Source organism: Microcoleus vaginatus FACHB-2002 (genome assembly GCF_040004035.1).
GTDB lineage: Bacteria > Cyanobacteriota > Cyanobacteriia > Cyanobacteriales > Microcoleaceae > Microcoleus > Microcoleus vaginatus_C.
This window is the reverse complement of record NZ_JAMPLN010000021.1, coordinates 39,458-65,659: the sequence shown is the minus strand read 5'-3', so window position 1 is coordinate 65,659 and position 26,202 is coordinate 39,458. Positions and strand designations below refer to the sequence as shown.

The 26,202-nt window shown below is 44.3% G+C and carries 16 protein-coding genes; 9 read left to right on the top strand and 7 right to left on the bottom strand.

Features of this window, described 5'->3' with window-relative positions; all coding sequences use genetic code 11:
* Positions 1-274: 274 nt before the first annotated feature.
* The gene (locus NDI35_RS18275) at positions 275-1,414 is read right to left on the bottom strand and encodes a glycosyltransferase family 4 protein (RefSeq protein WP_445313981.1); all 1,140 of its coding nucleotides are present in this window, start codon (positions 1,412-1,414) and stop codon (positions 275-277) included.
* Positions 1,415-2,710: 1,296 nt separating this feature from the next.
* Between NDI35_RS18275 and NDI35_RS18270 the strand changes: the two genes are divergently transcribed.
* On the top strand, positions 2,711-2,890 hold the full coding sequence (locus tag NDI35_RS18270) for a hypothetical protein (protein ID WP_445313980.1): 180 nt from the start codon (positions 2,711-2,713) through the stop codon (positions 2,888-2,890).
* Between the two features lie 87 nt (positions 2,891-2,977).
* On the opposite strand, the gene NDI35_RS18265 is transcribed toward NDI35_RS18270, so the two are convergent.
* A complete protein-coding gene (locus tag NDI35_RS18265; protein ID WP_445313979.1) occupies positions 2,978-3,667 on the bottom strand; it encodes a CPBP family intramembrane glutamic endopeptidase in 690 nt (229 codons plus the stop codon).
* A gap of 357 nt (positions 3,668-4,024) precedes the next feature.
* On the opposite strand from NDI35_RS18265, the gene NDI35_RS18260 reads away from it, so the two are divergent.
* Positions 4,025-5,614, top strand: a complete 1,590-nt coding sequence (locus tag NDI35_RS18260; RefSeq protein ID WP_445313978.1) for an Hsp70 family protein — start codon at positions 4,025-4,027, stop codon at positions 5,612-5,614.
* A gap of 73 nt (positions 5,615-5,687) precedes the next feature.
* Positions 5,688-6,515 (top strand): YwqG family protein, encoded by an 828-nt coding sequence (locus tag NDI35_RS18255; protein ID WP_445313977.1) that lies wholly within the window; start codon positions 5,688-5,690, stop codon positions 6,513-6,515.
* A 131-nt stretch (positions 6,516-6,646) separates the two neighbouring features.
* Here NDI35_RS18255 and NDI35_RS18250 read toward each other — a convergent pair whose 3' ends face one another.
* From NDI35_RS18250 to ftsH3, 4 genes are all read right to left on the bottom strand, one after another.
* Positions 6,647-7,168 carry a L,D-transpeptidase gene (locus tag NDI35_RS18250; protein WP_445313976.1) on the bottom strand — a complete coding sequence of 174 codons (522 nt, stop codon included), beginning with the start codon at positions 7,166-7,168 and terminating at the stop codon, positions 6,647-6,649.
* Positions 7,169-7,269: 101 nt separating this feature from the next.
* A complete protein-coding gene (locus NDI35_RS18245) occupies positions 7,270-7,908 on the bottom strand; it encodes a bifunctional 4-hydroxy-2-oxoglutarate aldolase/2-dehydro-3-deoxy-phosphogluconate aldolase (RefSeq protein ID WP_445313975.1) in 639 nt (212 codons plus the stop codon).
* Between the two features lie 389 nt (positions 7,909-8,297).
* A complete protein-coding gene (locus NDI35_RS18240; RefSeq protein WP_445313974.1) occupies positions 8,298-8,483 on the bottom strand; it encodes a hypothetical protein in 186 nt (61 codons plus the stop codon).
* 160 nt (positions 8,484-8,643) lie between these two features.
* Positions 8,644-10,482, bottom strand: a complete 1,839-nt coding sequence (gene ftsH3 / locus NDI35_RS18235) for an ATP-dependent zinc metalloprotease FtsH3 (RefSeq protein ID WP_006633639.1) — start codon at positions 10,480-10,482, stop codon at positions 8,644-8,646.
* A gap of 844 nt (positions 10,483-11,326) precedes the next feature.
* Here ftsH3 and NDI35_RS18230 point away from each other — a divergent pair.
* The 6 genes from NDI35_RS18230 to NDI35_RS18205 all read left to right on the top strand — a co-directional run bounded on the left by NDI35_RS18230 (position 11,327) and on the right by NDI35_RS18205 (position 25,230).
* Complete coding sequence (locus tag NDI35_RS18230; protein WP_445313973.1) at positions 11,327-11,782, top strand: hypothetical protein; 456 nt, start codon at positions 11,327-11,329, stop codon at positions 11,780-11,782.
* 20 nt (positions 11,783-11,802) lie between these two features.
* Complete coding sequence (locus tag NDI35_RS18225) at positions 11,803-13,062, top strand: class I SAM-dependent methyltransferase (RefSeq protein ID WP_190741235.1); 1,260 nt, start codon at positions 11,803-11,805, stop codon at positions 13,060-13,062.
* A 36-nt stretch (positions 13,063-13,098) separates the two neighbouring features.
* On the top strand, positions 13,099-15,633 hold the full coding sequence (locus NDI35_RS18220; RefSeq protein ID WP_445313972.1) for a class I SAM-dependent methyltransferase: 2,535 nt from the start codon (positions 13,099-13,101) through the stop codon (positions 15,631-15,633).
* Positions 15,630-16,514 (top strand): GDP-mannose 4,6-dehydratase, encoded by an 885-nt coding sequence (locus tag NDI35_RS18215; protein WP_445313971.1) that lies wholly within the window; start codon positions 15,630-15,632, stop codon positions 16,512-16,514. Before NDI35_RS18220 ends, NDI35_RS18215 begins: the two co-directional genes overlap by 4 nt.
* Positions 16,515-16,531: 17 nt before the next feature.
* Complete coding sequence (locus NDI35_RS18210) at positions 16,532-23,275, top strand: O-linked N-acetylglucosamine transferase family protein (protein WP_445313970.1); 6,744 nt, start codon at positions 16,532-16,534, stop codon at positions 23,273-23,275.
* Positions 23,276-23,382: 107 nt separating this feature from the next.
* Positions 23,383-25,230 (top strand): tetratricopeptide repeat protein, encoded by a 1,848-nt coding sequence (locus tag NDI35_RS18205; protein ID WP_445313969.1) that lies wholly within the window; start codon positions 23,383-23,385, stop codon positions 25,228-25,230.
* Positions 25,231-25,291: 61 nt separating this feature from the next.
* Here the strand turns inward: NDI35_RS18205 and NDI35_RS18200 are convergent, their stop codons facing one another.
* Positions 25,292-26,185 (bottom strand): CNNM domain-containing protein, encoded by an 894-nt coding sequence (locus tag NDI35_RS18200; RefSeq protein ID WP_445313968.1) that lies wholly within the window; start codon positions 26,183-26,185, stop codon positions 25,292-25,294.
* Positions 26,186-26,202: the final 17 nt, after the last annotated feature.

The window sequence follows — 26,202 nt, the reverse complement described above, 5'->3', positions numbered from 1 at the left end:
GGAGATCTTTGACCACTAGACAAGTTTAACCTGTAACGGAGCCAGCCTTAAAACTTCCGTTGCACTCTAGTTCAGATTTTGGCAGCTCAATTTATAACCAGTATTCCTTCGTCGCAGCGGTCAGAATTCGTGTCGAGACTGCTGCGTAGAAAACAGGACAGGGGCGATTTATTTTACTTGTGGCACAAGCACCCCACCAAACGATATTGAGTTTCTGCCCAGAAATCCGGCGCCGAAAACGCGGGTAGCGCCGAATTTCAAATTGCTGCAGCAGTTAGCCAACCGGAATTTTTCCATAGGGAGAAAACGAAACTATCTTAACGTCGCGCTGTTGAGATTTGTCTATAGCAACTTTCAAGCCCGCTTCAAAATGATCCGTGGCATCTTCCCACGTATAATTGTTCACCTTGGCATAGGCCGCTTCAGACATGGCTTGCCACTTGGAATTTCGCAACTGACAGATAGACTCTATGGCTTTTGCCATTTCTTGGGGATCTTCAGGTCTTACAAGTATGCCAGTACCCCCGCTCAAAATTTCAGGAGCAGCGCCTGCGGGGGTACTGATGACGGGAGTGCGGCACGCCATCGCTTCGATAATAGGCAAGCCGAAGCCTTCTGAGCGGCTCGCCAGCAGCCAAGCATCGCATTTGCTGTAATAGTCTTTGATTTTGTCTTGGTCGGGTTGAATTACATACTCGGCATTTGCAGGTAGCGGCAATTCCGGGGAGGGGGCCTCTGTACCGAAGGCAACCAGACGCAGGTTGGGAATATTTTCTGCCGCTAGGGAAAAAGCTTTGAGGGCGATGTCAGTTCCTTTCCAGTAGACTGTAGAGTACATTAGACCAACTGTAGGAACCGATTGTTTGTTGCGAGGACAGGCGTAAAATTGCTTCGTGTCCACGGTAGGAGGAGCTAAGGAAACTTGGCGATCGCCATATTTAGTCCTAGCTAAATCAACTAACCACTCAGAAATCGTAATTTTGTGCATGGGCAGCATCCAAGTTGCTTCTACTCTTCCTTGAGGTAGATAGTCAAAAATTTCGTGGTGCTGGATAAAATAAGCTTTTGCTCCTTTGCGAGGAGAGAGTTTGGCTACCCACTCGGCGGTTTCCCACCAAGTGGCAACTACTACGTCAGCGTCAGGTACATCTTTGTCTTCTACCGGGCGGTAGCGATCAATAATTTTGTGTTCTACACCTAAGTTATCGAAAAATGAGGGTTCGTTTTCAGGTGGGGAAATCCAACCCCCTCCCCGCAGCAGCGACTTGACTTGCTGGCGCATACTCGGCTGGGGACGGGGTAAAGAGATGACGAACACGGAGTGTCCTCGCTTTCTCAAAAGTTCTGCGAAAATAGATATTACTCGTATTCCACCAGTCAGAGACAGAGTAGGAAGAACAAAGGTGATTTTCATTTTTAAGTCCCGCTGAAGACTTTGACTCGCTTTCGGCACTGCTACCAGCGCTGATGTTAGAGCTCAAAAGGAAAGAGGGGCGGGTGAATATTAATTACCGCTTTCCTGGTGTTTACATAGAATCCAACCGATCGACTGTTCGCAACACCCCAATATCTATCTGCCAAAACTTCACTGTCATTGCATTGATAATAAGGATTGATGTGCTCGCGAAACAGTTCCTATAGGGATAATTTGCAGGTCAGCGAAATTTCATCCTGAAGATAGATACCTCATCAAAAAAAAGCTTTGTTCGCGACAAACACCAAGCTAGACAACAGTATCTGTTAAAGATAACATCATTTACTATACAACAGACAAGTATGTACGGCAAACCGAATAGCAGCCCACTTTTAATGTGGGGATAAAGGTAGCATTTGCAACAATATTCAGTAGATAGACATCGCCTTTGGCAAAATTTTATACTGAATTAAAGAGGGAGATTCTTACCTTGAGAATGTTGAGTCCTCCATCGCTGCCATAGATCTAAACATTGATCGGTAGCTGGGATTTTTTGGTAAGAGTCCTCTAGGTATTGCTTGACACAATACCCTATTTTGTCAAGATTCAGACATGGTAGTTTTATCAGATACTTACAGGCCGCGATCGCGCGAATCACTGTCGTGGACGTGCGAATGAGGGAATAAAGCCTGTTTTTCAAGCGATATCCCTCGCCCTCACTGGTCGTATGTTCGTGTAAAAACCCGGTTGATGCGTCCACTGTTTGAAAAAATAGGTTTCCCAATCGTGCTACAGAACATAGAGTTTCACCGATATAAATTTAATTAGCTGCGTGAGTTTTAAATTTGTTAATAAAAGGCGATCGCCTGAAAAAATTCCCAAAAGAGACTGCCACTGCGGGGCAGAGTATATGTAGCGTTACTGCCCAATTCGTGTCTAAGTAATTACCGTAAAAAACTGCGGCAGCAAATTATCAAATGACCCTATAAAGATCACAGGAATACTCAAGGTTGATCGGCCTATATCGTGCAAACCTTGACTCCTAAGCAGTAGCAGCAACTTCGTGGTATGTATCAAACGATTTGGCGTACAAAAAATTTCATGTTATGAAAGCATCATTTTTCCTAAGTTGGCAATTGCGGATGACAATCGGTGTATTCTTGGGGCCCAACCGCCGATGCTTGTAGCAATATGTTGGCCAGTTTTCATGCAGCTAAAATTATGCGATCGCAAGCAAAACCAAACCTATAATTAAAAGCAGAGGCCTTAACGGAAAGCATCTGCCGGTGGGAAGATATGAACGTTCGATTATTGCACAGCATCAGTCAAGAGCCCAGTACAATGAGCATCAATGCCAGCAAACTCTTGTCGCTGCTAGTTGGCATCAACAGCAGCTACAGCCACATATACCTTGCGGAAGCTTACAATTTATCAGGGTACATTATCGCCTGTGGCAGTGGCACGCCGCCCGGATGATGGGGGGAGAGATTAATCAGGAGAGTGAGTTGGGCCAAAGGTCAATTTTTACTGTAGAATTGCCTGCGATAGTCGCTGAAAAAGCAGCTAGTTAAAGAGGATGTGCCAACCAATAGTTGCTAGGGCTAAATCTGCGATCGCGTGGCTGATATAACTAGGCCAAAGCGAACGGTAAGTTAGATAAGACTGAGACCAAATTATCCCGGCGGCGAAGACAGCTAAGGAACCTAAGATCACAGCCTGCCAGTCGCTGTAAGCTGCTATTACAAAAATGTGGTGGATCGTGAAAAATAGCGAACTCAGAAATATTGCTTTTGTTCCCGGTATGAGAATCTGGCACTTGTTGCAGACAAACCACCGCCAAGTAAATTCTTCAATCAGCGAGTTAACCAGGACAAAATATGCTTCTACAATCAAGTAAATAGTAGGGCTGCTAATACCTAATTGGTGCGATTTTTCTTTAGCAACTACAGGATCGATCCACTGCTGGCCAAAAAGGCTATAGATACCCACAATCACCGCAAACATGAATATTCCCCAAATAGATCCAGCCAGCAATTCTAGGCGCTTGGGTAGGGCTAAACAGAGCTTTTTGCGATCGACAAAAACAGACCACGCGATCGGAAAAACCAGCAACCAAACTTGACACAAGAGTGACAGTTTTTGTCCCCAGCTTCCCGGGGCAACATACAAGCCTGCTATGATACCAATACTAGCCGCAGGGACAAGCAATGTTAAAGCCAATAGTGCTGTTTGGCGATCGCCCATATCTAACATTTTTTACGCTTCATTTGAAAATTGGATTGATATCACAGGTAAAAGCGGGGCCACTGCGGACAGGCGATACCACTTTCAAAAAACAATGTCACTGTAGACCAGTAATCCCAACCTTTATGCAGTAATTCATTCCCCATTTTAAAATCTAAAATGGTATGAGTTTTCTGTCGCTTATCAAAGTGGTGCTTATTTGTGGCGTCGAAAAATATGCAGTTGCACAAAATTGAAGACTCCGCCCTAAAGGAGTTTTTGTGGCAACAAAGTCTTTATTCCAGCAGAATTTGATAATCTGTTGGCATTGGGGACTCCAAATACCATAATATGATTAAATCCCTAGTAGTTGTGTATTTTGGCTGAATGACGATCGCAATTGATTTTGGAACTAGCAACACCGTCGTCGCTCGCTGGAATCAAGCCCTCCAGCAGCCCGAAACTTTAAAATTACCGGGATTGTCGGCAATCTCGGCTCAAAATCCGCCCCTAATTCCCAGTTTACTCTACGTTGAGGACGCTGCTCAAAGTAAAGTCATACTCGGTCAGCAAGTACGCGACAAAGGCCTGGATTTGAGTGGAGATTCTCGGTTTTTCCGCAATTTTAAGCGGGGAATTGGCACTTCTGTTCAGGGTTTTGTGCCGGAACTTGACGGAAAACTTATTACTTTTGAACAAGTAGGTGAGTGGTATTTGAGCCAAATTGTGAGCTCAATTCGCGAACTGCCTTTGCCCGTAGATTCTTTGATTTTTACTGTGCCGGTAGATAGTTTTGAAGCTTACCGCCATTGGTTGGGCAAAGTGTCTCAATCTCTCGAAGTAGAACAGGTGCGGATGTTGGACGAACCTACGGCGGCTGCTTTGGGTTACGGTTTAGCCGATCGCGAAAATCTGTTAGTCATTGATTTCGGCGGCGGAACTCTAGACCTTTCTTTGGTGCGTTTGGACGCTTCCTCTGACAAAAAGCCCCTCGGTTTTATTCTTAAGTGGGGCGAAAAGCTATTAGCTGAATCTTCAGCGCAAAAAACCAAAGTTGCGCGCGTTTTGGCTAAAGCCGGACAAAATTTAGGCGGTTCTGATATTGATAATTGGCTGGTTGACTATTTTGTTCAAACAAAAGGGCTGGCAAAATCTCCGCTTACAACGAGATTGGCAGAACGGTTAAAGATTCAGTTATCTTTAGTAAATCAGGCAGTTGAGGTTTATTTTGATGACGAAAATTTTGAGAGTTACGAATTAGAATTAGACCGAACTCGTTTTGAATCTATCCTCGCGGAACATAAGTTTTTTGACAAACTAGACGAGTGCATGAATCAAGTATTGCAGCAAGCGCGGCGCCAAGGCTTAGAAATTGGGGATATCGACGCAGTTTTGCTAGTTGGCGGTACTGTACAAATTCCCGCTGTCGGGCGTTGGGTTCAGCAATATTTTGATCCGGCAAAAATTCGCTGCGACAAACCATTTGAGGCGATCGCCCAAGGTGCTCTGCAACTGAGTCAAGGCATAGAAATCAAAGATTTTCTCTATCACAGTTACGGAATTCGCTACTGGAACCGCCGCGAAAATTGCCACAGTTGGCACAGTTTAATTAAATCCGGCCAGTCTTATCCGATGAGCGAACCGGTAGAATTAGTCTTGGGGGCTTCTTTAGAAAGTCAGCCAAGTATAGAATTAATTATCGGCGAATTGGGAGCGGAAACTGGCGGCACCGAGATATATTTTGACGGCGACAGGCTAATTACTCGCCAACTCGCAGGCCAAACATCGGTACAGCCCTTAAATGATAAAGAAGGAGCACGCAGCATCGCTCAATTGACGCCGCCTGGGTATCCGGGGAGCGATCGCATAAAAGTTTTGTTCCGCGTTGACGAACAGCGCTTTTTGCGAATTACCGTGGAAGATTTACTGACAAATGAAACTTTGTTAGAGGATAAACCCGTGGTGCAGCTAAGTTAAGAATAGGTTTTACAGGTAAGGTGCGCTTCGGCGCACCCTACTGATTGCGTTCAAAACAAATTGTTAAAAGCAGATGAATTATAAACTAGAATTTCCACTCTCTCCCGAAATAGAAAAGTATCGCGACAGAATCGAAGCTACCATTAAACCTTACATCGAAATTCAAACCCAGAATAATGATGACGTTAATTGGTGGCCGAGTAAATTTGGGGGATTGCCCTATTTACCTAAAGGCTTTGAGTATCCAAAAACTCCTGACGGTAAATATTTATTTTTGCTAGCGCAACTCAACTTTGATGAAATACCGCCTTTAGATGGTTTTCCCGATCGGGGAATTTTGCAGTTTTATATAGCCGACGATGACTTATATGGTTTAGACTTCGGCAATTACGCGAATGTAGATAACCCCGCAGTCGAGCAAAAATTCAAAATAATCTATTTTCCTCAGCCAGACCTCCAAGTTGAAAACATCATTACCAATTATGATTTTTTGCCGCAACCAGAATCTTTTCCTGTTAATGGCTGTTGCGGCTTGCAATTTACTAAAAAATATGCGCCGATTAGTACAAATGACTACCAATTTACCGAACTTTTAGGCTCGGAAGTCGGTGAGTTATTTATGAACCCTGAAATTGAGGATGAGTACCTAGAAATATCGCAAGCCGTCGGTCATAAAATAGGTGGTTATCCTGATTTTACACAAGAGGACGTAAGAAAATATAGTAGTAACTCCGAGCAAAAACAAAAACTAGATATTCTTCTATTGCAAATGGATACCGATGGCAATGAGACAGTAGATATCATGTGGGGAGACACTGGTGTAGGTAACTTTTTTATTGATGAATCAGCACTCAGAGAATTAGATTTTAGTAAGGTTTTATATAATTGGGATTGTGCTTGAAGGCAGCAGTTAAGTAAGCACACCTAAAAAAACATAGTACCCAGAACCCCGACTTCTTTAAGAAGTGGGGGTTCTAACAGATTGAATAATGTTCGACTATGCCCGATGCCCGATGCCCAATTCCCAATTCCCTAAACCTGAGATTTGTGCACCACCACGGGTGTTCCCACCGAGGCCCATTCAAATAGCCATTTAGCGTGATTGACAGCTACATTTGTGCAGCCGTGAGTAACGGGATTGCCAAACAAATTGTGCCAGTAAGCGCCGTGAATTGCCATGCCTCCGTCGTAATACATTGTATAGGGAACGTCGGGCACATCGTAGTCCGGCCCAGTCATTCTAGTAACGCGGTGTTTGGTTTGAACGGCAAAGGTTCCCGTGCGGGTGGGAGTCGATGATTTGCCACTGGAAATAATCACCGCGTAAACGGGTGTATTTCCTTCCCAAGCTATTAACCTTTGTCTTGACAAATCTATTTCAATCCAGCGTTCGCTGGATTGCTGCAACAGCATAATTTTATTGGCAATTATGTTGTGCTGTTCGCCGGCAAATGCGGTCATTGAACCGCCGCAGAATGTAGCAAAAGTGAGGGCGCAGCCGGCACAGAAAGTTCCAGCGCGACGCAAGTAAGTTGAGTTGATAATCCTGTTCATTTCTCACACCTCGTACTATTTTAGATTTTAGATTTTAGATTTTAGATTGGCTTGTCCTACTTTAGATTTTAGATTTGAAATGTTGGATTTGGAAACGGGACTTAACAAGTTGTTAAGTTTTGGGTAAGATTTCGGGCAATTTGGACGATCGCCCGCCAATCTCGATTTTCCACTAAGTGTTTAGGAAATAAGTCTCCGGCTAAACCAACTGCGATCGCCCCGGCGTCAATAAATACTTTCGCATTTTCCAGCGTCACCCCGCCAGTGGGAATTAAAGGAATGTTTCCCAGGGGGCCTTGCAGGCTTTTCAGGTAGGCCGCGCCTCCCAAAGCCGATATCGGAAACACTTTAACGCAGGTAGCGCCTGCTTGCCACGCGGTCACAATTTCCGTGGGAGAAAAAGCACCGGGGACGATCGGCACTCCGGCATCAACTGCTGTTTTAATCATAGTTAAATCGGTGTGCGGCGTAAATAGAAATTGAGCGCCGCAGTCTATTGCTTGTTGCAACTGTTCTAAGTTTAATAAAGTGCCGGTTCCAATAGTAAAAGTTGGGAATTCGGAGCGGAGTTCGGCAATTAATTCAGCCGCTTTGTGGGTATTCCACGTAATTTCAATAAACTGGATTCCTCCTGCTGCTACCGCTTTTGCCATCTGTGAAGCAAGTTGCTTTTCGGAGGAACGGATGACTGCGATCGCGCGGTGTTTTTTTAGTAGTGTCAACCAAGATTGATGATTCATACAATTTTAGATTTTAGATTTTAGATTTTAGAATTCGGCGTGTTCAGTCGAAGGATTTTAAATTGGGCAGATCCCAAATTTGAAACTCATATCATTCTGACTCGCCTCTAATTTTAATACAGGTTGCTAACTTCGATATATGGCAAATTACAATATGTGCGGCGTTCAATTTTTAACGGACAATCTAGGCAACAAAACCGCTGCAATTGTTGACCTCAAAAACCACAGAGATTTTTGAGCTGACGTGCTGGCTGAATGCGGCGAACCGACAGACTTTCTGTTTTTATATCAATTCCTGTTGTATCGGAATGATGAAACCGCAGAGGACACAGAGGATACAGAGAAAGGGAAGAGAGAGATGAATAATTCCGATGCCAACGGATTTGATATTAGTTGAGTCTCAAGGCTAAAAAGTCGTGGTGCTGCTTGACTTCCAGTACCCAGACGATATCTGGGAGGATGTTGAGGACTGTCGGATTATTGAATATAGAAAAGATGAAAGAAGATTTCCATGGGAATAATTTAAGCCCCAGCTTGAGGGAAAGCGTATGTTGAATGTCTGATTGCTTGGTCATTCTTTAGATTTAATCTAAAATCCAAAATTTAAAATCTAAAATCGATCGATCGCACTCATAAAAAAATCGGGGAGATTCCAGACAATCCCAGAATCACCCCAATTATTGATTTCAAACTTTAGATTCCATCCAAAATCAGAAATCCCAAATCCAAAATTGATTAGGCGATCGTCGCCATTTTCACATCGCTATTAGCTAACAAATTTTGCAATTCATCCGCATCCACAGTTTCCTTTTCAACTAGCATATCTGCCAAAGCATTAAGGACGTGGCGGTTGCCAACGAGTACATCTTTAGCGCGGCGGTAAGCTTGCTCTACCAACAAACGCACTTCATCATCGATCGTCGCTGCGGTTTCTTCGGAGAAATCGCGTTCGGCCATGATATCGCGACCCATGAACATATTGCCTTGTTGGCGACCGAGAGCTACAGGGCCTAGCCGATCGCTCATTCCGAAGCGAGTCACCATTTGCCGCGCTACTCTTGCCACTTGCTGCAAGTCGTTCGACGCCCCTGTCGTTACTTCTTCCTCGCCGAAGACAATTTCTTCAGCAATGCGGCCGCCCAAAGCTACCGCCATTTGATTTTGCAAGTAAGACCGAGAATATAAGCCAGAATCCATCCGATCTTCGCTGGGTGTGAACCAAGTCAAACCGCCAGCACGGCCGCGGGGGATAATGCTAATTTTCTGCACGGGGTCATAATCGGGCATCAGCGCGCCGACTAAAGCGTGACCGGCTTCGTGGTAAGCTACCAAAGTTTTGCGCTTTTCGCTCATCACGCGGTCTTTCTTTTCCGGGCCGGCGAGCACGCGGTCGATCGCATCGTTGACTTCATCCATCGAGACTTCGGTCAAGTTGCGACGGGCGGCTAAAATTGCTGCTTCGTTGAGTAGGTTGGACAAATCCGCACCGGTGAAACCGGGTGTCCGGCGGGCGATTTTTTCCAAGTCCACGTCTTTTGACAAAGTTTTGCCGCGGGCGTGAACGTTGAGAATTTCTAGGCGGCCTCCGAAGTCGGGGCGATCGACTACAACTTGGCGATCGAAGCGACCCGGACGCAGCAGCGCCGCATCGAGTACATCGGGGCGGTTTGTGGCCGCAATCAAAATGATGCCAGTATTGCCCTCAAAGCCGTCCATTTCGGTCAGCAACTGGTTCAGTGTTTGTTCCCGTTCGTCGTTACCACCGCCCAAACCAGCGCCCCGCTGGCGGCCTACCGCGTCAATTTCATCGATAAATACGATACAAGGAGCGTTAGATTTAGCTTGTTCAAACAAGTCGCGGACGCGGGAAGCACCGACACCCACGAACATTTCCACAAATTCTGAACCAGAAATCGAGAAGAAGGGAACGCCTGCTTCTCCAGCCACTGCTTTTGCCAGCAGGGTTTTACCAGTTCCGGGAGGGCCGACCAGCAGCACGCCTTTGGGAATTTTTGCTCCGACTGCGGTGAAGCGGTCTGCATTTTTCAGGAAGTCCACGACTTCTGCGAGCTCTAGCTTGGCTTGTTCGATGCCGGCCACGTCGCCAAAAGTCACCTGAGTTTGCGGCTCCATTTGGACTCTAGCTTTGGATTTGCCGAAGTTCATGGCTTGGTTGCCGGGCCCGTTTTGGGCGCGCCGCACCAGGAAAAACAGTCCCACCAAAAGCAGAATCGGGAAGAACAGGCTGCTGAGGGCTTTTACCCAGAAGCCTTCGTCGCTTTGGGGCAGAACTGAAATATCTACGTTATTTTTGGTCAGGATGTTGATCAGTTCGGGGTCGTTCGGCAGGTTAACGAGTACCTTGTTGCCGTCCTGGGCTGTGACCAGGGCTTTGCTGCGATCGGAACTGATATTTATTTTGTCTACTCTCTTGCCTTCGACTTCCTGAATGAATTGACTGTACTTCCAAACTTCCCTACTTGGGGGCTGTTTGTCAAAAAATGCCGTTGCTAAGGCAATGACTACAATAGCCAGCAGTGCGTACAGGCCAGCGTTTCTCCAGCGTTTATTCACCGAGGTCGATCCTCCTAATTTTTAGTCCCTGTGATTTGGGATTTTTTATTTATGTTCATCAATCTTAACGTAATTGTAACTTGTTTTTGTGGGGTGAGGAATCCCGGCCATGCTGCGGCGGTCTGAGGTCGCGGGAACGGGACTTCTCATCGGTCTGTGAATTTGCTGTTATCGATACAATATTAAAGGATTTTTGTCAAGACTTGGCGCCCCCCTGCCCACAAGGTTTTCGGCGATCGGCGGGCAATTTTCAGTTAATCTAGTAGAAACCCAGAAGTAAACAGCGATCAGAATTAGCTACAGTACCTGCTTTATACAGCTCTTTTGTGCTTGTTTGTAAGGTACATAGCTCTTGTAGGGATACCGCACTCCCGCCGTGTCCCTACGGGGAGCGATCGATCGGTGTACTTCATAAACTTGCACTCTGCTGTATGTAAGATCATCGTGTGTGCCTGTAGAGACGTTGTATAAAATAGTAAATAGATGAGCGATAAAATACATAAGTATCTCATTACGAATGAAACGCTCGTAAGATAGCGAGATATTATGAAAGCAAGCGCTGGCGGTTATGATAGCTTTTCATTCTGTGACGAGCGGGCAAAGTTTATTTCCACCTACCTACTTATATACTATTCTGGGAACAGCCGCAATCGAGGTTCGTCTGATAAGGAGCGCTCTCTTTAGTCTCTTGGTTCGCTCAATTTGGATAAAATATCGAGTGTAAGACTGATCCGCAATGCAGCGGCGGGGGTTACAGGGTGAGGTGCGGGAACTTCCTTTAGACAGAGCAAGATATCGCCAAACATCCTCAGTTAGATTCTTTCAAACCAATCACAGTTGACCTATGGCAGAAACACTTGGCTCTCTCTGCGACAAATTGACAATTGTTAAATTGAAACAGTGGCATTCCGAAGACGAAATCAGACTCAAGAGCCTTGCTGTTCAAGAAAAACAGCTTCAGCAGGAAATGAACGAATTTATTAGCGCTGCTATATCGGGTCAAATTCCGATCGCTCGCCTGACTTTTGCCTCAAATAAAGTTTATAAACAAGAAGGCAATTATGTGCCTGATGTCCTTGGCAGCATAGGCGAAATCTTCTCGCAGCTCGCCCACGTTAACTGCAACTTGTGGCACGAACAAGAAAAAGTCTATGAGTTTGAAAAAGTGGCAGCATCAGAAAAAGATCAAGTTGTCAAACAGCTAGCGATATTGAACTTAGAACGGAATAAGTGTATAGATGGAATAGATGGAAATTTCAAAGCACTGGTAGAAAAGCTAGGCTCTCAAAAAAATAACTAACTAATTTTAGAGGTAAAACAATGCACTTAGGTCATCGTAAAACTTGTCGGGTATGCGGTTCTTCAGCCCTCACCCCAGTCATTAATTTAGGCGAACAGTATTTGCAAGGTTCCTTTGTCAAGCCAGGGAAAGAAGAACCACCCCTGAGAAAAATTTCCCTTTCTCTAGTGCGTTGCGATCCCACAAAAGATGAGAAAGCCTGCGGTTTATTACAGATGGAACATACGGTTCCGCCGGAAGTTTTATATTCTGCCTACTGGTATCGTTCCGGCACGAACCAAACCATGCGAAATCACTTGCAGGGAATTACTGAAGAAGCAGCATCCCTGATTGGCAAAAGCAATGCTCGTGTTTTAGATATTGGCTGTAATGACGGCACTTTACTAAAGTGCTATCCGCAAAACTTCATCAAATTTGGTGTCGATCCGTCAGACGTAGCTCAAGAAATAACCGGAGACATTACTGCAATTCAAGACATTTTTCCTTCAGAAGAACTCACCAAGGTTTTACAAGGCGAAAAATTTGACATTATTACGTCAATCGCCATGTTTTATGACCTGGAAGATCCGGTAAGCTTCTGCAAAGAAATCAAAAAAGCGCTTGCTCCTGGTGGTTTGTGGGTCTTTGAGATGTCTTATATGCCATCCATGCTCAAGATGAATTCTTACGACACAATTTGTCACGAGCATTTGGAATATTACAGTTTAGCAGTGCTGGAATATATACTGAAACAAGCTGACTTGAAAATAGTAGATGCCGTACTTAACGACATCAACGGCGGTAGCATTCGCTGTTATGCAACGCATCTTGACAACTTTGCCTTCAAGAAACAAGAAGCTGTGACGCGCATCAAGCTATTACGTCAGGCAGAATTTGACATGGAGCTGGATACCGACAAACCATACAAAAATTTTCAAGACAGGATCAACGTACATAAAGAGCAGTTAGTTTCGCTGCTAAAAATGTTGAAAAAAGAAGGTAAGAGCATTCACATTTACGGTGCATCGACTAAAGGCAATACAATTTTGCAGTGGTGCGGAATTGACAATCGCATTATAGATGTAGCGGCGGAGAGAAACCCAGATAAATACGGCGCTTATACGCTCGGTACTGACATTCCGATTGTCAGCGAAGCGGATTCAAGGGCAATGAATCCGGATTATTATTTAGTCTTGCCGTGGCATTTTAAGGAAGAATTTCTCAAGCGCGAGGAAGAAATACTGAAAAGGGGTGTTGGTCTAATCTTCCCTTTGCCTAACGTGGAAATTATCAAATACTAAGTCAAGAAACAAGACAGCGAACCACAGGATCAAGCTATGACACATTTCTTCATTCATAACAGTTTTCACAGCGGCGATGTGATTTTGACAAGAGCCGTAATTCAGGCGGTTAGAATTAGTTTTCCTGGCGCGAAAATTACCCTGGAGTGCGCTGAAGTCTCTACTTATCTTTGGCAGGATTTAGATTTGCCGATTGCGCTATATCAAGGCAGCGAATACAAAGGCACAGAACCAACACCCAACTGCCCCCATGATGCCATATTTGTCAATATGTGGTTTGGGGTTTTTGATGATATTTTGAAACTCTACGGTATGACTTACCAAAATAACGTTCATACCTTTAATCGTCAGATGTATCAGCAGCAGATAAATCATAAATATCTGCTGCCTATCCCGATTCACAGCCCCATGATTACCTTCTTTGGGCAGCCCGAAAAGGTAATAGAAGTGAGAAAAAACAGCATTTTGGTAGAAAACGGGGAAGTTTTCTCGAATCAAAGCTATTTTTATTTAAACGAACATCTGAAGCAGATTGCATCGGATTTTCCTATCATCAATTTTTACTGTTCAGCTCCCCCTAAATTTGCTGCGGCGAATATTGTTGATTGCAGCGACATGAACCTTAAAGAGTTATCGAAAATTGGAGACAAATGTATTGGTTTGTTGATGAAAGGAAGTGCTATAAATGCCGCATCCCAAACGGAGATTAATCGATATAAACCTCGCTGTATTGTTGGCTGGGATTTACCAGCGAAGCTTTGGAATAACTTGGAAAATCCGGTGGTTTATGCCAAAAATTATGAAGAAGTCAAAAAATGGCTTGAGAAGCTTGCGGAAGATATGAGCTTACCTACAGGCGAAGCCAAGACAGCAAATATTATTTCTCCGAGCGAGTCAAAAGTGCACAAACCACTAGCAAGCAAAGACAACGATAACTTGCTAGATAAAATTTTGATTGTCTCCCACAAGGAAAAACAATGCGGCGTGCATGAGTACGGTGTTAATATTGCTGAAGCGCTCAAAAAATCAACTCAATACTCTTTTATATATGCGGAATGTTCCAGTTATGAAGAGTTTTTGGATAATGTCAACAAGGTAAAACCATCAGCAATTATTTACAACTATTATTCCTCCACATTACCTTGGGTTAATAAGAAAATACTTCAATCCATCAATGTGCCACATATTGGCATTATTCACGAAGTTACCCAGCGAGTAGCAGATGCAGCAAATAATACACTTTTTCAGTACCATATAGGCCCAGATCCTACATTGCAACTGAAGAATCCAATTGTTTTTAAAACGGGAAGAATTGTACAGCCCTACACGAATAATTACAGATTACCAGAGATCCCTACTATTGGGAGTTTTGGATTTGGAATGCAAGGTAAAGGATTTGAGAAGGTCATTGCCACTGTACAGCAAGAGTATGATGAGGCACTGATTAGGCTGCATATTCCCTTTGCAACTTTTGGCGATGCTGACGGCAGTCAAGCAATTGCTATAGCACAAAGATGTCAGCAGTCGATCGTTAAGCCCGGTATTAAACTCAGTTTGACTCACGACTTTCTCAGTCAAGAAAAATTACTTGATTTTCTTGCACAAAATACGGTTAACGCATTTTTCTATGAAAAACATGAGAATCGTGGTATATCGAGCACGATCGATCACGCGCTGGCTGTAAAGAGACCTATTGCCATCACAAAAAGCAATATGTTCAGACATATTATTTCGGCAAAGCCTTCAATTTGTATTGAAGATTCAAGTTTGAAACAAATTGTTGATAACGGTATTGCACCGCTTGTGCCGTTTTACAATGAGTGGAGCGAAGCTAGTTTCGTTTTGGATTATGAACGTATGCTTGCTCAAGTATTAGGGAAGCAACAGAAGTGGCACAGCAACAGGTATTTAGATGTTGGTATTCCAAATGTAACATCATTGAATAGGATATTGGATGATGCTGCGCGATCGCAGTACCAACCTATTATTAATCAGTTATTTGCGCTGGTTCCTGAGATGATGGTTCGTAAAATACCGGAAGCTAATATTCAGCAAGCTTTTATTTTGGATACTGTGCAAAAAATTGCGTCCAAGTTTGCTGCTCCTAAAATTTTATGTATTGGCAGCTATGAAGATAGTGCTGCTGGTGCATTGAAGAAGCTCGGCTACCCTATGGAAGAAATCGATCCGGCGATCAATTGCGATCTCAACACCTATTTTCAGAAACCGTCTACTATCAAGGGCAGTTATGATATTATTTTTTCAACATCTGTGATCGAGCATGTCCAAAATGATGAACTGTTTATGGTGCAAATCGCTGAACTTCTGGCACCCGGAGGTACTGGAATTTTAACCTGCGATTACAATGACCAGTATAAACCGGGCGATCGCATTCCGGCAGTAGACTTCCGCCTTTACACTCAGAAAGACTTCCGACAACGACTTCTTCCTTTATTGAAAAATTGTGTATTCCCTGACGTTCCGCAGTGGGATTGTCCGAATCCAGATTTTATCTATGAAGGATGTCGTTATACATTTGCCACCTTTGTTTTTCAGAAAAATAAACTGTGAACGCTCTTATTTTTGGTGCTAACGGACAAGACGGATATTATCTCAGTGAGTTGTGCAAGTCCAAAGGAATCAAACCTACAGGCTTATCGCGCTCTGGAGATTGGATTCGTGGCGATGTATCTGACTGCGAGCAGGTTGAGGAGTTTGTAAAAGAATACAAACCAACCTATATATTTCACTTAGCTGCAAAATCAACAACCCGACACGACGCGCTGTTTGAAAATCATGCAGCAATTTCGACGGGTACACTAAATATTTTAGAGGCTGTGTACAAACACAGCCCTACCTCCAAAGTTTTTATTACAGGTAGTGGTGTTCAATTCTATAATGATGGCAATCCTATTTCTGAGGATACTGCTTTTGAAGCAAGCAGTGCTTATGCAGTTGCTCGCATTCAATCAGTTTATGCAGCTAGATATTACAGAAGTCTCGGTATCAAAGCCTATGTAGGATATTTATTCCATCACGAAAGCCCTCTCAGAAAACCCAATCATGTCAGCCAAAAGATTGTACTCGCCGCTAAGCAGATTCTACGGGGTGCTGATGAAAAACTGCAAATAGGTGATATCTCTGTAGAGAAAGAATGGACATTTGCGGGTGATGTAGCACAGGCTATAATGACATTGATTGAGCAGGATAATATTTTTGAAGCAGCCATCGGTTCCGGCAAAACTCATTCCATAAAAGATTGGATAGAAGTCTGCTTTTCGCACCTCGGTTTAGATTGGACGCGCTATGTAGAGCCGGCTGAGAATTTTCAGACTGAATATAAGCGATTAGTATCCAATCCCGCGCTAATGCACAGCCTGCACTGGCAACCAAACATAGACCTGCGACAACTCGCAGTTATGATGATCGAGACCCATAAAATTACACTCTAACTTTAGGTATTTGAATGATGAAACAATTATCTCAGCCCGCTTCTTACCCCTATACACCTATGCACAAACATTACGGTTTTGCGGTTTTTGGGCCCCAGGAAATATCGCCATATCTGGAAACAGCCCAAGAGCTAAAAAACAGCGAACCAAACTGCATAATTACATGGTTCACTACTTCTGAAAGTGAGAGGGCGCTGCAAAACAATCCCTACATTGACCAACTTATTGTTCTGGAGGGAAGCGCGAAGTCTCTAGAAAGTGAGATACCACGCTTGCAGTCAGAACGTTATTGGTCACGATTTTTTACTTCTGAACAGTCTTCGGGCAAGCGAATCTTGCTAGGACAACTTGGCTTAAATGGTGATTGCCTTCATGCAACAACTTTGGCTCGGCAAATTAAGCATGATTATCCAAATTGCCATTTAACTTGGGCAATTTCATCTATGTGCCGGAGTGTAATTGAAGAAAATCCATTTGTCGATGAAATTTGGGAATTTTCCGCCAATAATTGGCAGCAAATAGTAGCAGCTTGGTATGAGTTGGAAAAACAAGTACAGCAGCGTCTTAATCGCGGTGAATTGGATGAAGTATTTTTGACGCAGGTGAGTCCAAATAACTATCAAAATTATGATGGAACTACTAAAGCATCTCTTTTTCGCGGCTATCCAAAACCGATTACTGTTCCCATCCAGAATATTCTGCGCCTGCGAACAGATGAGATTGAAAGAGTCCGCCATTTTGCTGAGCAGCACAACTTGCTGAAACGCAGTCATGTTATTTTATTTGAATGTACGGGCAGTAGCAGTCAATCTTTTGTTAAGCCAGAATATGCTTTGTCTGTTGCTCAATCGCTGCTGTCTCGCTTACCGGATTGCAGCATTATTCTTTCGTCTAACCTGAAAATTCCAGTAGCAGATGCACGAATTATTGATGGTAGCGTGTTGACTCTGCGAGAAAATGCGGAGTTAACAAAATATTGCAGTCTTTTAATTGGCTGTTCTAGCGGCGTAACGCAGACAGTACTAACAGATTGGGCTAAACCGTTACCGATGATTCAGTTGCTGCTGGCATCTACATCAGTCTATGCTTCGATCGCGCACGATCTTGAATATTGGCAACAGTCATCAGAGCAAGTTTTAGAAATGACGGATTGCTCGGTAGAACACGCCGTTGAATGTGCTTATACTGCTCTTGTGCAAGGATTTCCCGAAGCGCGACGCCGATTTCACCAGCAAATTCCCTTAAATTTTAACTTCTATTTTAATCTGGTTCGTCAAGCTCTCCTGCAAAACTGGCAGTTTCTTAAAGCGGCGCGATCGGTTTTGCACACTACAGAGCGATACGGTTGGCATCCACAGCTAAAAACTTTTGTACAAAAGGAGTTAATCCCTAAGATAGATGTAAATAGAACTTTGCAAATTACCCCGGAAAATTATTCTAAGTTTTTGCAAGAGTTTGTTGGGGACTGGGAAGAGGGTAAAAAAGTTACAGTTTCCGCACTCGCTCCTGAATCGGCAAGCACTCACAGACCTTTTTGGTCAGTAATAATACCGACTTACAACCCAAAAAATCACTATCTTGAACAAACCCTCAAAAGCGTCCTGGAACAAGCTCCAAACTCCAGCGAAATGCAGATAGAGGTAGTCGATGATGGCTCCGTAAATTCTGATGTAGAGGAAATTGTCAAGAAAGTCGGCAACGGTAGAATTTCTTTCTACAAGCAATCTCAAAACCTGGGCCAAATTGCTAACTGGAATGATTGCATCCAGCGTGCTCGCGGTAATTGGGTTCACATCCTGCATCAAGATGATCTTGTCTTGCCAGGATTTTACAAGAGTCTGCAAACAGCATTAGAAAAAGCTCAAAATGTAGGAGCTGCTTTCTGCCGCCACTACTATATAGATGCAGGTGGAAATCAGCAATTTTTATCGGAACTTGAACGGGAAACAGCGGGGATTATAGAAAACTTCTTAGAGCGAATTGCAGTCCGGCAAAGGATTCAATTTGCTTCTATTGTTGTCAAGCGCAGCGTTTACCAAACATTGGGTGGGTTTTCGGCGCAAGCTGCTTCTGCTGCTGACTGGGAGATGTGGAAAAGAATTGCATGTCATTGTAAAGTTTGGTACGAACCTCAGATTTTAGCGTGTTTCCGCCTGCACTCAGCCTCAGAAACTTCTCGCTTAATGCAGTCTGGGGGGAACATTGCCGACGCTCACAAGGCTATTAAAATTTCCCAATCTTACCTTCCCAAAAATATCGCTGAGCAATTATCTAATCAGGCGAAAGAACACTATGCGATCGAAGCTCTAAAAATGGCGCATTCAATGATTGCTAGAGGGGATGTAAATTCGGCGATCGCACAGATTAGAGAAGGATTGAAATGTAGCAATTCGTCAAAAGTAATTAGTTGGCTGCCCGCTGTTTTCCTCTCAAGCCAATCTGAACAACAGCCAACTTCAGAAACGCAAAAGCAATCGCCCAAAATTATCATAGACGGCGTAATGTTTCAGCTACACAACTCTGGAATTACCCGCGTCTGGCATTCATTAATTACAGAATGGGCAAGTCAGAGTTTCAGCCAGCACATCCTAGTGCTCGATCGCAATGGAACTGCTCCCAAAATTGCCGGAATAAATTATCGGCAAGTCGCAGCTTATGACTATAGTAATACTGAAAGCGATCGCGAAATGTTGCAGCAAATCTGCGATGAAGAACAAGCCGATTTGTTTATTTCTACTTACTACACTACACCGCGAGCGACACCCTCTGTATTCATGGCTTATGACATGATTCCAGAAGTCATGGGAGCGAATCTAGCTAACCCGATGTGGAAAGAGAAACATCAGGGTATCCGCCATGCTTCTGCATACGTTGCAATTTCAGAACATACAGCCCGCGATTTAGTAAAATGCTTTCCAGATATTTCTCAGGAGTCGGTAACAGTTGCTCATTGCGGAATTGATAGGAAATTCTCACCATCGACATTGGTAGAAGTTAACCAATTAAAGACGAAATATGGTATTTCAAAGCCTTACTTTCTTTGGGTTGGCGATCGCGTCGGATTTAACGGCTATAAAAATGCAGTTTTCTTCTTCAAAGCCTTCTCTCAATTTGGCAGTAAACATCTATTTGAGATTGTCTGCGTCGGCGGGAACTCGGCATTAGAAACAGAGTTGCAAGCATACACTTCCGACATCACAGTTCACCTGCTAAAACTGAGCGACGATGAATTGCGAAGCGCTTACTCGGGCGCTTTAGCATTAGTTCAGACCTCAAAATATGAAGGTTTCGGGTTGCCATTGCTGGAAGCCATAGCCTGCGGTTGCCCAGTAATTACCTCTCCAAATAGCTCCATTCCTGAAGTATTGGGTCAAGCAGCTTTATATGTGAACGGCGAGGATGTTGATGAACTGACAAAGGCATTTATTGAAATTCAAAATTTTGACAGCCGTCAATCATTAATTGCTGCTGGTCTGGCACAAGTTAAAAAGTTCTCTTGGTCTGAAATGGCTACAAAAGTTAGCTCAGCTTTGATAGCAGCTACTCAGCTTTCGGCTAAAAAATCTGTTGCTGCACCCGCGTCTATGACTTCCCTAATCAGCATTGTGGGACAATATCAAAGTAATCAGTCAGACTCATCAGCATTAGCAAATGTGCGCCAAGCGAGAAAACAAATTTCTGACATATGGCTTAATTTACTAGCCGATCAACTTGCAAGTGCTTATTCTGGCGAGATAGGAAAAGCGCATCAAGCACTGCTAAACACCGGCATTAAAGATGAACCGCTAACGGATACAGAAGAGAGTTTGGTGAGCGAATTAGTCGCCAATGTGGCGAAAGGATTTGACGAGCCAAAAGCCATCAATTACCTGCTCGCAGCCATGCTGTACCGACGGGCAGACCAATTGCAGATCAAGTACGATCGCGCTACAGTGCCTAATTGGTTCGCCAACGAATATCTCAAATTCATGTTTACTTGTCCGAACGTATTTCAAACCAGAGGAGAAGCAGACACTTACTATCAATTCATCCAAGGCTGGATTGATTACTTACATACTAATTTGTTCAAAAATGCCGATTCGCCACTGTGGCAGAATATTGCTTTGTTGTTCGCGCAAGTTGCGAACTTTATCCCGCTGTACTTTACCACGGCTAACCTACGCGATATTTACACCAAACGGGCGGAAATTATTGAGTTTTCGCTCAAAAATCGCGGCAGTTCAATTGATTGTATCTTCCCGGCGCGATCGCCAAATCGGACAAAAATCCGCCTCGGCATCATCAACGACCATTTCGCGCCGCAAACCGAAACCTTCGCCACCATCCCGGTTTTCGAGCATTTAAACCGCAACGAGTTCGAGATATACCTGTACGCGCTCAACACCAGCGGCCACCAATTAGAACAATACTGCCAAAGTCGCGCCGACAAACTGGTTGCACTCCCGAAAGACTTTGCATCGCAAGTCCAAACAATCCGCGCCGACGACTTAGATATCCTGTTTTTCGGTACGAATTTAACAGCTATTAACAAACCGCTGACTTCACTAGCAATCCACCGTTTGGCGAGGGTACAAACTACATCTTTCTGTTCCCCGACTACCACCGGAATCCGCCACATGGATTACTACATCGCAGGCCAATTTACCGCGCCCGATGCTAGTTATCAAGAACAATATCGCGAACAGTTGGCTGTTCTCCAAGGCAGCGGTTTTTGTTTCAAATACGCAACAGAGTCGGAAGTAGCTACAGTCAAACCCACGCGCCAAAGTCTCGGAATTTCAGACAATACAACCGTTTTTATCTCCGGCGCCAACTTCTACAAAATTCTGCCTGAATTGAGGGAGAGTTGGGTAAAGATTCTAGCTGCTGTACCCGATTCAATCTTGATTTTATATCCCTTCGGGCCGGCTTGGACTCGCACCTATCCTGCCACACCTTTTGTCAACAATCTGAACGCTGTCTGCGCTAAATACGGCGTCAATAACAACCGCTTACGGTTCGTAAAACAACTGCCTAGTCGCGCGGATGTGAAAGAATTTTTGCAGCTAGCAGATGTTTATCTCGATTCCTATCCTTATGCTGGCGCAACATCGTTAATTGATCCTTTGCAAGTAGGATTGCCGGCGGTGGTTGTGGAAGGAAATGCTTTGCGGTTCCGCCAAGGTTCGGCGATGCTGCGGGAACTGCAAATGTCTGATTTAATTGCGTATGACGAAGCATCTTACATTCAGCTAGCCGTTACCCTCGGCACTAACCCGCAATTGCGGCAGCAAAAACGGCAGGAAATTCAGCAAAAAATGCAAGGCAATCCGCGCTGTTTTGACAGTGTGGCATACTCTGGGGCGATCGGCAAATTATTCCAAGAACTCTTTGGCCAATGGCAAACCAGCCACCTGGAAGCATCGCGCAGCTTACAGGATAGCATTCCCCAGCAAGCAGATTTGGGCGAGATTCTCGCGAACACCGTCAACCTTTATCACAGAAACTCATCAAACATCTCAGCAATATCCGAACTCCGTCAAATCCGCAAACAAATCGCTGATTTTTGGCTGAACGTTCCCACCGAAAACCTCGAAACCGCCTACAAAAGCGCTTCAGGTAACAGCTATCAAATCCTGCTAAAGAGCGATTTCCAACGTCAACCGATGATCGAAAGCGAACAAATATTTTTGCAGCAATTAACCCAGATTAGCAAAGGATTAGTGCATCCCAAAGCAGTCAACGCCTTGCTTGCCGCGATGCTGTATTTCCCGCCGGGAACCATGCGAATTCCCGACGCTCGCAATCGTTTGCCGCACTGGTTAATTGGGGATTACGAACAAGTTTTTGAGACGGAAGCCGCTGTCAAGTCTGATTCTACTTCTGACTTGCTAGCTCAATACATTCAATCGCCACAATTTGCGAATCAACTATTAGGATGCGTCAATCTTTACCGCATTGATCCGTCTGACGAATCGGTAGTTTTGGAACTCCGCCAAATCAGAAAACAAATGGCTGATTTTTGGCTGACTGTTCCTTCAGAGAAACTAGAAACTTTTTACCGAGGAGAGGTTCGCAAGGGATATCAAGCAATACTCGGATGTGGCTTGCAAGCAGAATCGATGACTGAAGCCGAACAGCAGTTTTTGCAGAAATTGACCGACATTAGTAAAGGGTTGGTGCAGCCTCAAGCTATCAATGCTCTGCTGGGGGCGATGCTGTATTTTGTACCAGGTAAAATGCGGGTTCCCGATGCTCGCACCCGCTTGCCGCAGTGGTTAGTAGAAGATTACGAAAAGGTGTTTGAAAGCGCATTTGCGACAACAGAACAAACAGTTGTCAAACAAGATTATATGCCGCAGTTTTTCAATCAATTAACTGCTGCCGTCAATCTTTATGAAATCGACCCGACGGCTGAATTGGTAATAGCAGATTTGCGGCATATTCGCAAGCAAATTGCTGATTTGTGGCTGAGCGTTTCCGGCGAAAAACTGGAAGTTTTGTACCGGAGCGATTTTGGCAAGGGTTACAAAGCAATGCTGGGCAGCGGGTTTATTAACGAGCCGCTGAATGAGAGCGATCGCGAGTTTTTTAACTCGTTGGTTGGTGAGTTGAGTAAAGGGTTTGGAACACCTAAAGCTGTGAATAATTTGTTGGCGGCGATGCTCTATTGTCGGCCTGGACAGTTGCGGGTTCAGGATGCGAATACTTGTTTGCCGGAGTGGTTGTTGGCGGATTACGAGCAGTTTGTTGGGGGTGCGGTTAAGGTGGCTGTTGGGTGAAAAAGTGCGTTAGCGAAGCCCTCGAAGAGGATCGCGCTGCAGTTTACATCGGTAGTATTCACTGGTATAATATCTAAAATTACTACCGAAATTTCCATTTTCTACAGATGAACAGCACCAGCGATCAATCCTCCAATTCCAACAGCAATTCGGATGCAGGAGCGATCGCCCCCAAGGATATTTCAGCGCTCAACCGCCAAGCTGCTGTATATTTTACTCAGGGGAAGTTTGCAGAAGCGATCGCACTTTGCCATCAAGTCATCATCATCAAACCGGATTGCGCTTTAGCCTACGACATTCTGGGTGCTGCTCTGATGTCACAGAAAAAAGCAGCTCCGGCTATTCGCTCGTTTTCTCAAGCCCTAGCAATCAATCCTAACTCAGCACAAATCCTTGCCAAATTAGGCTATTGTTTGGTGGCAGAGGGGCGACTGGATGAAGCAATAACTACTTACCAAAAAGCCCTTCAGTTAAACCCGGATTGGGCGGATATTTATTTGAGAATGGGTAAGGTATTGAGCCAGCAAAACCGCTGGGAGGAAGCTTTAGATTGTTGGCTTAAGGTTGCTCAAATCGCTCCGACAAGCGTTAGTGCCCAGTCATTCTTAGAGTTAGGTAATTTTCATTTTACTCAAGGTAAGTTAGATCTGGCGAGCGCTTGTTACCGCCAGTCGATTTCTCAGAAACCCGACTGTAAGTTTAGTTATTTAAACTTAGGAGTTGTCCTCAAGAACCAAGGAAAAATCCCAGAAGCGATCGCTACTTGCATTCAACTTCTTCAAATTTTTCCGTCTGTGGATGAAGCTTACTACTATTTATTCAAATTATTCACAAATTTAGGTAGAAAAGATGAGGCGATGGCTTGTTACTACAGCGCAATTCCTCTGCACCTGATTCGTGAATTTTGTCCTTCAAGCCTCCATAGTCAGTTAGTTACCTCTACATCAAAGGCGAAAATATCTGTTCTCTCCCCGCAATTTCTACCCAGCGAAAACCTTGACTCTAATTCCCTAGACAGTGAGGGTGAAAACGCACAACCATTTGTAGCTGTTATCCCTAACGGACGTGCTTGGGGAGATAAATTTACTCGGGCCGTCATTACTTCAGACGATCGGCTGTTAGAGGATATATCTACAGGTAGTCCGAGTTTGATTATCTCTTCAGATCGGTTGCCTCCCCCGGTTGCCATTGAAGGAACAGTAGCTTTTTTAGCGAAAAACTACTGTTACAATTATTATCACTGGATGTTTGAGTTTTTGCCGCAGATTGAATTGCTCCGCCGATCGGGTATAGATATAGGTAGTATCGATAAATTTGCCGTCAATCAGTGTTGCTTCCCGTTTCAGAGAGAAACAGTCAGCTTGTTGGGTATTCCGTTAGAAAAAATGGTAGAAACCTATAATAATAATTACATTCAAGCTCGTCAATTACTGGTGAGCAGTGTCATCAGAGAAAGTACAAAATGGGCCTGCAATTTTCTTAGAAGAGAATTCTTGAATGATTCCATCATTGGCTTGCAGAAAAAACAGCGAATTTTTATCTCTCGCAAAGAAAGACGCAGAGTGATTAATGAAGATGAATTAGTCGCAGTTTTAACTAAGTTTGGCTTTAAGAGTATCGCGCCCGAATCACTTTCTGTTGCCGAACAAGTATCGCTGTTTGCTGCTGCTGAAGTTGTAATCGGAGTTCACGGTGCGGCTCTGACTAACACAGTGTTTTGCAGTCCAGGTACTAAAGTTATAGAAATATTTGCACCTGATTATGTAAACCCTTGTTACCGCAAACTTAGCAGTCAAGTTGGTCTCGAATACTGGGAATTTATCGGCGAAAGGGTTCTCGATATTGACTCTCACAGCCAGCAGGAGGAAGGGGAACAAATTCACTACGTATTTGAAGATATTTTAGTCAATATTGCTGAGTTATTAAATATGATGAAATTGGCAGGTGCGCTCTAGCCACCCTAAATGATTCCTGTAGCTTCTTCCAGGCTCTGCCTGGAAGTTAAAAAAGGTTAATTCAATTCAACACACATTCTAGCTGCTGAGTCTCAAACAAAGGGCGAGTTACCTGACGCAGCAGCACTGTTTCTAAACTGCCTTCTACTACATTTTCTGCTTCTATTTCCAACTCGCCCCACAATAGCCGATCGCCTTGATTTGGCATTTTACCTAAATTGTGGATTACGAATCCGGCGATTGTTTGGTAAGCTTGGTTAGTTGGCAAGTTTAATCCCAGTTTTTCGTTAACTGCTGTCACTTCCCATAGGCCAGAAATTAGTGCCGAATGAGCATCTTTTTGAAGGAGAGTTGCCTCGGAAGGTGACAGCAGGGGTTGAGACTCTTTACTGGTAATCCAACCTGTCAGCAGCCGCACGGTACCGTTGAGAATTGCTAGCAGCGGCCACAGTAATTTTGAGCAGAGTTCGAGGGCCGGCATCAGCAGCAAAGCGGTGCGTTCTGGGGCGTGGGTTGCTAATACTTTGGGAATGAGTTCTCCTAAGACTATTTCTACGTAAGTTACTAAGATAAAAGCTGCGGGAACTGCGATCGAATGAGCAGTCAGCACGGCCGGCAAATGACCGATCGGCAATTTGTCGATCCACGGTTCGATCCAGTGTACAGTCGCTCCCTCACCCAACCAACCCAACAGCAAACTCCCTGCTGTTGTGCCAGTTTGAGTCACAGACAGGTAATGCGGTATGTTGTTTTGAGCTTGGTGGACGAGTTTGGCAGTTTTAGCGGTTGGGCGATCGTCCGAGTGGGCGAGTTGGCGGATTTGATGGCGATCGGCTGATACTAAGGCTAGTTCTGACGCCACAAAAAAGGCGATTAAAAGTGTTAAGCCCAGCAACATTGCTACTCTCAGCATTGTTTGGGCTACTTGTATTTCTAGGCAAGTAAGGTTGTTCAAGATAGATATCTAATATG